Raw genomic sequence first — 12685 nt, 5'->3', positions numbered from 1 at the left:
AACCCTTTTATCTAGCACCCCAATAGTTTTATGAAAAATTACTTATTATGTATTGTCGTTGTATTCACCACGTTTCAAAACTTCGGTCAAGTTACAACAGAGAAATACCAAAGAGCAAAAATTTTATACTCAGAAACTGAAGCGCTACAGAGATTAGAGTCTTTAGGCTTACCAGTAGATCATGGGCAGCATAAAATGGGTTATTTTGTGGTATCAGAATTTTCTGAAGCACAATTGGAAATTGCTCGAATCAATGGATTTCAAGTTGAAATAATAATCGAAGATGTTAAAGAACACTTTCAACAACAAAACAGTTTGCGATTACCCGAGAGAAATTTAACCTGTGCAGAATCTGGAAGTGATTATGAAACCCCAGCGAATTTTGAATTAGGATCTATGGGCGGTTTTTTAACCTATCAAGAAATGTTGGATGAATTAGATCAAATGAGAACTTTGTATCCCAACCTTATTTCAGCAAAATCTGATATCAATAATTTCTTAACCCAAGGAGAACCTGACAATACTACATTTCCTTCTATTGGTGGAAATGGTATTAAATGGGTTCGTATTAGCGATAATCCTGATGTAGAAGAAGGAGAACCTCAAATTTTATTTTCGGCCATTCACCACGCACGTGAGCCTATGTCATTATCGCAGCTCATTTTTTATATGTGGTATTTATTAGAAAATTATGATACAGACCCAGAAGTAAAAGGCATTGTTGATAATAGCGAGCTTTATTTTATTCCGGTTCTAAACCCCGATGGCTATTTATATAATGAAAGAACAGATCCTAATGGAGGGGGTTTTTGGAGAAAAAATAGAAGAAATAATGGAAATGGACAATTTGGTGTTGATAATAACCGTAATTATCAATATTTTATAAATGGTGATTCCAACAATGGTATGTGGGGCGGCGAAGGTAGTTCTGGGAATCCAGAAAGTGACACCTATCGCGGTACTACTCCTTTCTCTGAAATAGAAAACCAAGCTATGAAATGGTTTGTAGAACAGCACGATTTTGTTATGGCTTTTAACAACCATAGCTTCGGAAATTTATTGCTTAGACCTTTTGGATATGCTATAAACACTCCATCTCCCGATGAAGTTTTGTTAAATGCTTTAGGAGCAGAATTGGTCTCAAAAAATGGCTTTAACAATATCCTTTCTTCAGAATTGTATGCCGCCGCTGGAGATAGTGATGATTTTATGTATGGTACTGTTGAAACGCACGATAAAATTTATGCCTACACGCCAGAGATTGGCCCAACATTTTGGCCTCCTTCAAATCAAATAGTGCCTATTGCAAAAGGAATGATGTATCATAACCTTACCGCATCAAAAATGATCAACAACTACGCAGCGATTAAAGATACGGCTCCCTTATTTTTAGGAGAATCTTTTGAGAATGTTGCGAGTTTTGATTTGCGACGTCTAGGTTTAAGCGGAAATGGAAGTTTTACCGTCACCTTAGAACCAGTATCGTCTAACATTGGAACTGTTGGGGCTCCACAAGTTTTTTCAGGTGTGGATTTATTAGCAACAGAAAATGGGACGATTACTTATTTCTTAACGGGAGCGGTTACTAATGGAGATGAAATCATATACGATTTAGTGGTAAATAATGGAACATTTGACACCAAGCTTAGCGTACGCAAGCTTTTTGGCGAATTAACTTCCGTATTCACAGATAATGGGGATAGCACTACTGCGAATTTTGATAATAATGGCTTTGGTACTACTACGCAAGTTTTTGTGTCGCCCTCTTCCTCCATTACAGATTCACCTAACGGAGATTACCAAAACAACACCAACGAATCAATAACACTAGATTCCCCTATTGATTTAACGGGTGCTTCTGGTGCCAATGTTACCTTTTACGCACAATGGGAAATTGAAGATGGTTTTGACTATGCACAATTTCAAATATCCATAGATGATGGAAACAATTGGATAGCACAATGTGGGAATTATACCAATCCTGGAAGTAACGAAGAAAGCCAACCTACCGGAGACCCCTTATATGACGGCGCTCGTACTGATTGGGTTCTTGAAGAAATAGATTTAAGCGACTATTTAGGCGAAACTGTGCTTGCACGATTCATCATTAGGTCTGACGGGTTTTTGCGTCAGGATGGGTTCTATTTTGACGATTTAACGTTTAATATTGTAGAGGGTATACTTGAAGTTGAAGACACAGCGGTTGCTAATTTTAATATTTTCCCTAACCCTGTTCAAGACAAACTTACCATTAACACAAATCTGTCTAACTATTCCATTGAAATCTTTACAATGCACGGCCAACGTGTTTTACAACAAGAAAGCAGCACAAAGAATATTCAAGTTGATTACAGTCGTTTTACCACTGGATTGTATATTATGAAATTAACATCAGGAGCCCTTTCCGAAACCTTCAAAATTATTAAAAATTAATTTCTCCTTTTTAAATTATCCTTAAAATACAATAACAAAGACTGCGGTATTTTTATTTTCTGTGTACATAAAAAAGAAATATATAAAAATGAATATTTTTTCTTATTTTGTACTGCAATAAAATTATAAAGAAAAATGACAGATCCTAAAAGACTATTTGATTTTCCCTACTATCAGCTTGAAAAATACCCGCAAGAGGGAGCCCTTGTTAGCAAAGTAGACGGTACTTGGGTTAAAACTTCAACGCAAGAATATCTAGATAAAGCTAACGCAATGAGCCGAGGCCTTATTAAACTTGGTGTAAAACCCAACGACAAGGTGGCTATTATATCTATGACAAATAGAACCGAATGGAATATTTGCGACATAGGTATTCTCCAAACGGGTGCGCAAGATGTACCTATTTATCCTACGATTTCGCAAGAAGAATATGAGTATGTATTGAATCACTCTGAATCTACCTACGTTTTTGTTTCGTGTAATGAAGTGTTGGAAAAGATAAATAAAATAAAAGGCAACGTTCCAAGCTTAAAAGGAGTGTATAGCTTTGATGCAATTAATGATTGCGATAACTGGAATACAGTTTTAGAACTTGGAGATGCAAACAAAGATCTTCAAGAAGAAGTCCAAAAAAGAATGGATGCTGTTCACGAAGACGACTTAGCGACACTTATTTATACCTCTGGAACTACGGGAAAACCAAAAGGAGTTATGCTGTCCCATAAAAATATTGCTAGCAACGCAAAACACAGTGAAGGAAGACTACCCATAGTTATGGGCAAATCCACAGCATTGAGCTTTTTACCTGTTTGCCACATTTATGAGCGTATGCTTTTATATATGTACCAATACTGTGGTGTAAGCATTCACTTTGCAGAGAGTTTAGAAACTATTAGTGCAAACTTACAAGAAATACACCCTGAAGTAATGACCGCAGTACCGCGATTGTTGGAAAAGGTATATGATAAAATTATTGCAAAAGGAACGGCACTCACAGGTATCAAAAAGAAATTATTCTTTTGGGCTGTAGACTTAGGTTTGAAATGGGAACCCTATGGCCAAAATGGTTGGTTGTATGAAACTAAACTTGGTATCGCTAGAAAATTAATCTTTAGTAAATGGCAAATTGCTCTTGGTGGAAACTTAAAAGCAATAGCATCAGGAAGTGCTGCACTGCAACCCAGATTAGCAAGAGTGTTCAACGCCGCTGGATGTCCAGTAATGGAGGGCTATGGCTTGACCGAAACCTCTCCAGTAGTTACGGTAAATGATATGCGTAACAATGGCTTTAAAATTGGAACTGTAGGAAAAGCACTCCCAGATACTGAAATAAAAATTGCAGAAGATGGAGAAATTTTAGTCAAAGGACCCCAAGTAATGCAAGGCTATTACAAAGACCCAGATCAAACGGCTGAAGTTCTTAAAAATGGCTACTTCCACACAGGAGATATTGGAGTAATTGATAGTGAAGGATTCTTAAAAATCACCGATCGAAAAAAGTCGATGTTTAAAACCAGTGGAGGTAAATATGTAGCGCCACAACTCATTGAAAATGCGATGAAGCAATCTAGCTTTATCGAACAAATTTTAGTGGTTGGGGATGGAGAAAAAATGCCAGCAGCACTTATACAACCCAACTGGGAATTTATAAGTGAGTGGAGTGATCGCGAGGAGAAAAACATCCCAAAAGATATCGCTATAGCCTCGAAAAACGAAGTGCTTATTTCCTATATTCAAAAAGAAATAGACACCTATAATGAGCGTTTTGGAAAATGGGAAAAGATAAAAACCTTTGCACTTACCCCAGATATTTGGAGTATAGAAGACGGGCAGCTAACCCCAACAATGAAAGCAAAACGCAAAGTAATTAAGGAAATGTACAAAGACTTGTATGAAGGACTTTACGGTCGTTCATAACACAAGTACACGTTTGTATAATCAAATCGCATTTTATTTTTATAGAATGCGATTTTTTTGTTAAATATCTCATATAGCTATTTTATGCATAGTTTTATATTGAAGCCTTACTTTATAAAACTGCTTAACTATTAATATTTCAGCGATTAATCATTCATCACCCAAGTACCTAAAAACGTTTTTTTATCCAGATTATAGCCCAATTGATAATTATTGTTGCTTCTAATCTCAAGCACCTTCCCCGGCGCTGCAACCACATTATTACGCAATAACAATTCGTTAATTAAGTTTACCGCGTTCACCGATAGTTCTTCCCCATTTCGGATTACAGAATCTCCATTAATTTCTAGTTTCAATTTCTTATTTATGGAAGAAATAAAACCTTCAGCTTCCAAGGCTCTTATTATAGGTTCAATTGCTACTGCATTTTCAATAAACACAATATGATTATTCGACTTATTAAAATTAAAGTTTCCGTTTACATTATAGGTTCTAAAAATACTTTTGTAGGTTCCCATACTTGAAGATCCAATTTGTTTTCCATTAACGTACATCGCATTAGTTTCTTTCAATACATTAATTTCATTTCCAGTATCGATAAGCTTGTCTTTAATAAAAGCGTTTGTAAGCGCGGGTAACAGCCCGGGTAATACCCAAGCTGTTCCACGATTAACACCATCATACCGAGTACGATGATCATCTAATAAATTTTGTATCACAGTACTAGTACCTCCGCTCCTACGAACATTATCTTCCAACCTATCTGCTTGGCGTTTTAGACGATCTGCCTCAAGCTTTATACGGTCTTGATTGCGTTGTTGATCTTCTTGCAATCTAACTGCCTCTCTTCGCATACGGTCTGCCGCACGTTGCATGCGCTCCGCTTCTCTTTGTAACGTCACTACCTTTCTTTTTTCATCACTAACTCCAGAAATAATCGTTCTTGCTGATTTTCCCAATCGCACTATCTTTTTCTCTAATTCAGCTGAAGCAATCGTCTTATCAAGATCAATTCTCAATCTCCCTTTGCTAAACTTAATCTCATACACTTCTTCTCCTCCGCTATTAGTAACCCAAGTGTGTTTCCCATTCTTAACTTCTAGGTTGTTTCTTCCCATTTCTTTAAGTAACAATGCTTTGATTTTCGCATCTTTATTACCATCGTGACGGGCTCTAAACATGTACGAATCGTCAGTACTACTCGTAGACACTGAAATATTTGAAGACCCTCCATCATCACCGTCGCTACTTTCTGAATAGCTGTAGTTTGAAGAGGTCTTTGTTTCATCACTATGCACCGAAACTTCTGAAGATGGCGGTGGCGGATTTTTTTGAGCAAAAGCGGCCATAAGACCAGAGCTAATTGCCATAATTGTTATCAATATAGTTTTCATAATTTTTAGATTTTAATATCCATACTTCAACGGAACTATGAATTTGTTCGACTTTAATTAATTGGTGTTGATTTTGAATTTTGAATTTAAAATACGTTGAACATTCCTATCAGTCCCCTTTCTAAGGGGGACGTTTGGCTCCTTTCCGCAAACAAAAAAAATAAAGAAACTTCTCATTAATACTAATAAGTATTAAAAAAACTTTCAAAGCAAGAGTAAGAATCCCTCTTTTGAACAGTGTTAGAGGGATGTTTCCAGTAATTTCAAAAAACGTAACTCACAAAAAAAACATATTCACTCACATTTTCAAATCATTCAGAAAATGTCATTTAACTTTAAAAGTTAGCCCTACACCACGTGTGCTTTCTATAGCTATGTTGGGATCATCTTTAAAGTATTTTCGCAATCTGGAAATAAATACATCCATACTGCGACCGGAGAAGAAATCGTCATTTCCCCACACGTTAATGAGCAAATCATCGCGTTTAACAAGCTCATTTTTGGCGATGTACAGGTACTGGATAAGCTGCGCTTCCTTATCTGTAATACGCTGTACAGCGTCTTTTAATATCAATTGATGGTTCACAGGATCAAACCGATAGTTTCCAATGGTATAACTGGTCGCTTTCTTTACTGAAACTTGAACACGTTGTACTCTTTTTAAAATATTATGCAATCGCAAGACTAGAATGTCTGCTTCAAAAGGCTTGATTATATAATCGTCTGCACCTAGTTTTAATCCTTTAATACGATCTTCCTTCATCTTCTTTGCCGTAAGAAACACAAACGGTATTTCTGGATGTAACTGGATTACTTTTTCGGCTAGCTTAAAACCGTCTAGTTTGGGCATCATTACATCAAACACACAAATATCAAATGCAATGGGTTCTTGTTTAAAAAGACGCAGTGCCGCTTCGCCATCGTGTGCCCAACTCACTTTAAAATCGTGAATCTCTAAATATTGTTTGAGAATACTGCCAAAATCAAAATCATCTTCTGCTAATAAAATGTGCTTCTTTTCCATTAGTTTATCGGTATTTTGATGTTAAATGTAGTCCCTTTATTAAGTTCGCTATCCACCCAAATACGGCCATTGTGCGCTTTTATTATTTGGTACGTATAATACAAACCAAGCCCCAACCCTTTTACATCATGAACATTACCATCGCTCACTCTGTAGAACTTATCAAATACGTGTTGTTTGTTTTTTTCTGAAATACCAATCCCATTATCTTCAATCACAATGTGGTAGTGTGCATTTCTCAATTCAGTTTTTAGGGTGATCTTGGTATGCTCTTTTCCATATTTTACGGCATTCTCTAAGATATTAAGCAAAGCAGTATTAAAATGAAATCTATCAATGCGCAATAAAACTTCTTCAGGATACACTTTATTTTCGATCAACAAGTCTTTTCGCTGCGTCGAAAGCTTAAAGTCTTCAACAAGCTCCTTAAAGTATTGGTTATCTATTATCTGTTCTCGGTTGAGTGCGATAGATTCTGATGACAAGCTATTATTTAGTACTTGATCTACTAACTTCTGTAATCGATCGCTTTGTCGTGTTACAATGTTGAGTGTATTATCAAAGGCTGTTTCATTATTTTTAATTGCATCGTTCTTCAAACTTTTTGTTGCAATACTCAAGGTGGCAAGCGGTGTTTTTAATTCGTGTGTAATATTGTTGATGAAATCGGTTTTGATATCGCTGTTCTTCTTTTGGGTGATTAAATTTTTTATCGAATAATAAAATAAGCCAACAACAATTAAGAAAATTAAGGAAGAAGCAATTAACAGCAAAGACATTCTCTCAAATACAATACTGTTATAATCCTCAATAAGGATTAGCCTTTCAGAACGCACTTCGTAGTCAAACGTTCTAGTAACGATAGCATCTTCAGAAGCAAAAATGTAATCGTTTTCATCAAAAATACGTGAGGTATTAATTGAAATCGCAGTGTCTTCGTTAAAGTTTTCCCCAAACAGAAAAGACTTCTTTACCCCTACAGTTGGTAAAATTGTATCTACTTTCGATCCTTCGTAAACAATAATGCTCGTAATGTTTGCCTTATATTTTACAGCATAATCCAAGCCAATTTTAAGCAATTCCTCTTTATAGTATTCTTGATGTAACACATTTAAACTATCTGAGAGTGTACTCAAATTTTTAAGAATTTGAGCATTGGTCATCCTACCATTTTTTAAATCTGAAATATCATATTCCAATGCTTCATTCAATACTTGAAACAAATCTTCAATTTCTTTTTTTGTGTGAATACCAGACATTGCTTCATTTGTCTCATCAAGAAAAACCTCTTTTTCTAGTTGGTAGGCATTGCGTATTAAATACCCTTGGATTGCAGAGAGCCCCAGGATGGCAAAGCAAGCGACTATTATTAATAGGGTGGTTTTATTTTTCAACAGGATCTTTTTATAATTGGTTGTTAGCTTTGTTTTAGAACTATACCTCAAAAGTACACATCACTGCTCCTTTTTGCATAAGATTTCCCTATCGTTAACCCATCATTAACCTTAAATCGCTAGAAAACCCTACCAATAGGCAATTCTTGTCCCTTTGTTAACGGAACCACCAACACATCCAAAACACCCTTAACCCAACCTTAACCGAGTGCTTAACCTTAACATACCAAACGCTAATCCATCTTTGTTTCAGATTATAATACAAATCAAAATGAAACAAACTATGCAACCACTGCGAGTTAGCTCTTGTATCCTATTATTCATATCCATTTTTTCTACGGAAGCAAAGGCTCAAAAAACAATCGAAATACATCCAGTTACTGAAGCTATTAAAATAGACGGTACTGTTACAGAAATAGATTGGCAAACACATCTACAAGACGGGAATTTCATACAAACGCGACCCGAAAACGGGACTCCTTCAAAACGAAAATCAAAAATTGCACTCCTCTATGATCAAAGCTACCTCTATATCGCTGCAGAGTATTTTGTGGAAAACAAAGCCGAAATAAACAACCAACTTACCGCTAGAGATGATGTTGGGAATGCAGATGTTTTTGGATTGCAAATAGATCCTTTTGGCGAGGCACGCGAAGGGTTTGACTTTTCGGTAACAGCTGCAGGGGTGCAAAACGATTCAAAGTTAAGTGCCATTGGTAGCTACAATAATTTTAATGTGGTGTATGAAAGTGAAATCTCAATTTTAGAAGATCGTTGGGTAATTGAAATGAAGATTCCATTTAATAGTATTCGGTTTCCAAAGGAAGACCTCAGTAATTTCCGCATCAATTTTCAACGCATTTCAAACAATATAAACGAAGAATCTTTTTGGAATCCAATCAAACCCGAAGTGGACGGCTTCTTAAACCAATTTGGCAAGCTTTCTGGATTGCCCGTGATCAAACCACCGCTCAATCTTTCCTTTAACCCCTTTGTTTCGATCGTACAAGAAAAGAATACCGCTGGCGCGCATAAAACATCTTTAAATGGTGGCCTGGACCTTAAATATGTGTATGATAACGCCTATACACTAGATGTTTCGCTCATTCCAGATTTTAGCCAAGCATTAAGTGACGACCAAATTTTTAACCTCTCCCCTTTTGAAATTCGGTTTAATGAAAACCGACAGTTTTTTATTGAGGGAACCGAAATATTTGACAAAGGCGGCTATCTGTATACCCGCAGAATTGGCGATACGCCCATTAATAAAAATCACATTGAAATTACCGAAAATGAAGAAATTACCACCAACCCTATCACTTCCAATATTTTGAATTTAGTCAAGTTCACAGGGAAAACCTCCAGCGGCCTTTCCATAGGGTTGCTTAATGGTATAACGGCTAAAAGTGAAGCAGTTATAACAAATACCGAAACTGGAGAAACGCGCAAAGCGGAAACAAACCCATTGACCAATTACAATGCATTGGTCCTGGACCAAGCATTAAAAAACAACTCTTCCGTTACCTTTATAAATAACAGTGTGCTTAGAAACGGGAATACTTATGATGCTAATTTGTCGGCGCTTTTAGGGACATTCTATAACAAAGACAGGACCTATTCTTTCCGGTTTAAAAAGGCAGTATCTCAAAAATATTTGAGTAAAACTTCCGAAGAAAAAAATGAATTTGGGCATGAGTATTTTGGATATCTAGGAAAAGTAAGCGGTAAATGGACGGGTGGCGCTTCCACATTATTGCGCGACGAAACTTATGATCCCAACGATTTTGGATTCTTAACCCGAAACAATCAAATTTCCTTTAGAGCAGACCTTCGTTTTACTGAAAATAATCCCACCAGCAAGCTCGCACGCTACAGTCACTTTTTTGATACACAACGCAGGTATTATTACTCGCTTTTCGAAAAAGAACTCGCCTATTATAAATTAGGAACCAACGGAAATTTCAAGAAAAACAACCATTCCTATTTTACAGAATTAACCTACGTAGAACCTGGTAAAAACTTTTATGAAGCTAGGCAACAAGATCGACCATTCAATATACCCACCTACACCGAAACGTTCTTAGAATACCAAACCAACCGCAATAAAAACCTCTCCCTCGCTGGATATCTGATCTTAATAAACTATCTCTCCTCACCTACTTTTGACAGTATATTTATTACAGGGTATGGCATTAGAGCGCGCCCTGAACAGCATCTCTTTTTATATTTCTCCCAAGCTATAGAAAACCAAAAAGACAATGTGGGTTTTTTAATTACCACAGAGGACGCCATACTCTTTGGACAGCGGGATATCAATCAACTCGTGAATACACTCCAATTAAATTACAGCGTGAATGCCAAAATAAATATGAATGTACGACTGCGTCATTACTGGATCCAAGTAGCTTATAAAGATCAATTTACCTTGCAAGAAAATGGAGATTTAAGAGCAAATGATGTCGCCCTAAACCTAAGCGAGTTTGATGATAATTTTAACCAGTTTAATATTGATTTTGTAGCGCGGTGGCAATTTGCTCCTGCCAGCGAAATAAGCCTAGGATACAAACTAGGCGCCAATGCGTTTAACACCAATGTTCGCTCAAGTTATTTTGATAATCTAAGCGGTGTGGTGAAGGCAGATAATAACCAGACAGTATCTTTAAAGATGACTTATTTTTTCGATGTTAATACCTTTAGAAAAACGCTTTGATGTTTGCTTTTTAGCATTTTTACGGCATTTATTTCTTATTCCAATTGACCTTCACAAAATACATCTCCATTTCGCCTTTGCTTTGGCTTCAATTTTTCCTCTGGACTCGAAGGTGAATTCTGGATCGTCTTTTAGCAAGGCAAGAGTGCCTTCAGAGATATTGACTTTGCCAATTTCACCATTACTTTCCATCCGCGATGCTGTGTTTACTGTATCTCCCCAAATATCATATTTAACCTTCTTTATGCCAACGATCCCAGCCATTACGTGGCCTGTGTGAATCCCTAAGCGCATCTTAAATGACATTTCATTTAGTTTATCTTTTTCAATAATGCGATTAGAAATAAAAGTTTGCATCTCTAATGCCACCAACACCGTGTTTTATTTATAGAATCTTTGATGGTATTGGCACCCCCCACTGCTGCCATATAGGCGTCGCCAATGGTCTTTATCTTTTCTATGCCGTGCCTTTCACAGATGTAATCAAAAGTCTTAAAGCAAACATTGAGCTCTTCAATAAGTTCTTTTGCAGATAGCTTTTCTGATGCTTGAGTAAACCTTTTAAAGTCTGTAAATAGAATGGATACCATATCAAAATCTCTGGCATCTGCGCTTCCCTTTGCTTTGAGTTCTTCGGCTATTTCTGAAGGCAGAATATTCAGTAATAAATTTTCAGATAGGCAGGTTTTGAGAATTTCTATCTATTTTCCCATAATAATTTTGGCACATAGTACCGTCTTTATAAACGACTACAGTAATTGGGTTGATGCTGCCGCTCTGTAATGCTTCTTCTGCATATTGATCAATTAAGTTTTCTAATTGTTTAAGGGGAGGATTCTGTTTTCTTCGGGGTTTGGCATTCTATAAAAAGTAATCCTGCAAGCACCATGATTATTTAATTCATCTATGGGTTCCTATTTATTAACCTTTGTGATTTTACTTTCCCCTATCACAATCCCTTTATTTAGGTCTGGACTACCGGAATAATTTATTGTAGCCTCGCCATACGACGTTATTTTAAGCCTTTTTGAAACATTAAAGTTGAAAGTTCCATCTCCGTAAGCGGTGAGTCTGGTTTCCGTATTTTCTATATTCAAGGTATTGATCTTAGTTTCTCCGTAGGCTGTAAATTTTTGTTTTTCAACAGTACCTTCCATAATTTCCAAATAACTCTCACCGTATATGGAAGCTTTTAAGTTTTGAATAGCAACCTTATGCAAAAACACGTGAGATTCGCCATAAATATGTAGACGCAGGTTTTTAGTGTCTAACATACTTTCAAATACAAACCTTTCTTCCCCTCTTAAGTCTAAGGAGTTTATTGTTTTGTATGTTATGATTGTTCTTACTATAGTGCCCTCATAAATAGAGGTTCGGTGTTTCGTGTGGTTTACATATTCTTCCTTAGTCCCTGTCGTTATTTTTGCTCCCTCTAAATAAACACTTAGCGTATTGTTTTTAACACTTACATTTAGTTTTTCAATAGGTACTTTAATAGACTCAATAGTAACAGATTCTTTCGCGCCTTCTCTGAAAATAACTTGTATATGCGGGCTAACAATAACCTTGTCAAAAGACGCAACATCAATTACTTTTAATTGAGCCGCAGAATGATTTGAAAAAAGGAACAATGCGAATACTGGAAAAATTGCTAAACTTCTTGTTTTTGTCATCTTTTTTAACTGAAAGTCTATTTGTTTTTTAAACATCTTTTTAAATTTTAGTGATTATAGTTGTTATAAGGATATCATTTTTTTTAAATTGTTACACGCTACCGTGTTTTTTCTTGAATATATTGAATTTCGGTAGTTTT

10 protein-coding genes are annotated in these 12685 nt (G+C 36.2%); 4 read left to right on the top strand and 6 right to left on the bottom strand.

Annotation, left to right across the window (positions count from 1 at the left end; genetic code table 11):
* The first annotated feature begins 30 nt into the window (after positions 1 to 30).
* On the top strand, positions 31 to 2433 hold the full coding sequence (locus ABXT67_RS12475; protein WP_415374376.1) for a M14 family zinc carboxypeptidase: 2403 nt from the start codon (positions 31 to 33) through the stop codon (positions 2431 to 2433).
* A 135-nt stretch (positions 2434 to 2568) separates the two neighbouring features.
* Entirely contained in the window at positions 2569 to 4350 is a 1782-nt protein-coding gene (locus ABXT67_RS12470) for an AMP-dependent synthetase/ligase (RefSeq protein WP_415374375.1), read from the top strand.
* Between the two features lie 146 nt (positions 4351 to 4496).
* On the opposite strand, the gene ABXT67_RS12465 is transcribed toward ABXT67_RS12470, so the two are convergent.
* The 3 genes from ABXT67_RS12465 to ABXT67_RS12455 form a co-directional block, all read right to left on the bottom strand.
* Positions 4497 to 5744 carry a hypothetical protein gene (locus ABXT67_RS12465; RefSeq protein WP_415374374.1) on the bottom strand — a complete coding sequence of 416 codons (1248 nt, stop codon included), beginning with the start codon at positions 5742 to 5744 and terminating at the stop codon, positions 4497 to 4499.
* Between the two features lie 325 nt (positions 5745 to 6069).
* On the bottom strand, positions 6070 to 6768 hold the full coding sequence (locus ABXT67_RS12460; RefSeq protein ID WP_415374373.1) for a response regulator transcription factor: 699 nt from the start codon (positions 6766 to 6768) through the stop codon (positions 6070 to 6072).
* A complete protein-coding gene (locus tag ABXT67_RS12455; RefSeq protein ID WP_415374372.1) occupies positions 6768 to 8162 on the bottom strand; it encodes a sensor histidine kinase in 1395 nt (464 codons plus the stop codon). Before ABXT67_RS12455 ends, ABXT67_RS12460 begins: the two co-directional genes overlap by 1 nt.
* Before the next feature lie 271 nt (positions 8163 to 8433).
* Between ABXT67_RS12455 and ABXT67_RS12450 the strand changes: the two genes are divergently transcribed.
* Positions 8434 to 10872, top strand: a complete 2439-nt coding sequence (locus ABXT67_RS12450) for a DUF5916 domain-containing protein (RefSeq protein WP_415374371.1) — start codon at positions 8434 to 8436, stop codon at positions 10870 to 10872.
* Positions 10873 to 10923: 51 nt separating this feature from the next.
* Here ABXT67_RS12450 and ABXT67_RS12445 read toward each other — a convergent pair whose 3' ends face one another.
* Both ABXT67_RS12445 and ABXT67_RS12440 read right to left on the bottom strand, forming a co-directional pair.
* The gene (locus tag ABXT67_RS12445) at positions 10924 to 11241 is read right to left on the bottom strand and encodes an adenylate/guanylate cyclase domain-containing protein (protein ID WP_415374370.1); all 318 of its coding nucleotides are present in this window, start codon (positions 11239 to 11241) and stop codon (positions 10924 to 10926) included.
* Complete coding sequence (locus tag ABXT67_RS12440; protein WP_415374369.1) at positions 11232 to 11462, bottom strand: adenylate/guanylate cyclase domain-containing protein; 231 nt, start codon at positions 11460 to 11462, stop codon at positions 11232 to 11234. The genes ABXT67_RS12445 and ABXT67_RS12440 overlap by 10 nt, the downstream gene beginning before the upstream one ends.
* Here ABXT67_RS12440 and ABXT67_RS12435 point away from each other — a divergent pair.
* Positions 11452 to 11655: a hypothetical protein gene (locus ABXT67_RS12435; RefSeq protein WP_415374368.1), complete on the top strand. Its 204-nt coding sequence runs from the start codon at positions 11452 to 11454 to the stop codon at positions 11653 to 11655. The two genes, ABXT67_RS12440 and ABXT67_RS12435, sit on opposite strands and share 11 nt — an antisense overlap.
* A 131-nt stretch (positions 11656 to 11786) precedes the next feature.
* Here ABXT67_RS12435 and ABXT67_RS12430 read toward each other — a convergent pair whose 3' ends face one another.
* Positions 11787 to 12581, bottom strand: a complete 795-nt coding sequence (locus ABXT67_RS12430) for a head GIN domain-containing protein (RefSeq protein ID WP_415374367.1) — start codon at positions 12579 to 12581, stop codon at positions 11787 to 11789.
* Positions 12582 to 12685: the final 104 nt, after the last annotated feature.

It is taken from the genome of Patiriisocius sp. Uisw_017, assembly GCF_047731265.1.
Lineage (GTDB): Bacteria > Bacteroidota > Bacteroidia > Flavobacteriales > Flavobacteriaceae > Patiriisocius.
Note: the sequence above shows the minus strand (reverse complement) of the source record. Positions and strands in the feature narration are given on the sequence as shown.

Coding starts and splice junctions, on each gene's coding strand:
- ABXT67_RS12475 (WP_415374376.1), top strand. CDS start 31: ATGAAAAATTACTTATTATGTATTGTCGTTGTATTCACCACGTTTCAA.
- ABXT67_RS12470 (WP_415374375.1), top strand. CDS start 2,569: ATGACAGATCCTAAAAGACTATTTGATTTTCCCTACTATCAGCTTGAA.
- ABXT67_RS12465 (WP_415374374.1), bottom strand. CDS start 5,744: ATGAAAACTATATTGATAACAATTATGGCAATTAGCTCTGGTCTTATG.
- ABXT67_RS12460 (WP_415374373.1), bottom strand. CDS start 6,768: ATGGAAAAGAAGCACATTTTATTAGCAGAAGATGATTTTGATTTTGGC.
- ABXT67_RS12450 (WP_415374371.1), top strand. CDS start 8,434: ATGAAACAAACTATGCAACCACTGCGAGTTAGCTCTTGTATCCTATTA.
- ABXT67_RS12435 (WP_415374368.1), top strand. CDS start 11,452: ATGGATACCATATCAAAATCTCTGGCATCTGCGCTTCCCTTTGCTTTG.
- ABXT67_RS12440 (WP_415374369.1), bottom strand. CDS start 11,462: ATGGTATCCATTCTATTTACAGACTTTAAAAGGTTTACTCAAGCATCA.
- ABXT67_RS12430 (WP_415374367.1), bottom strand. CDS start 12,581: ATGTTTAAAAAACAAATAGACTTTCAGTTAAAAAAGATGACAAAAACA.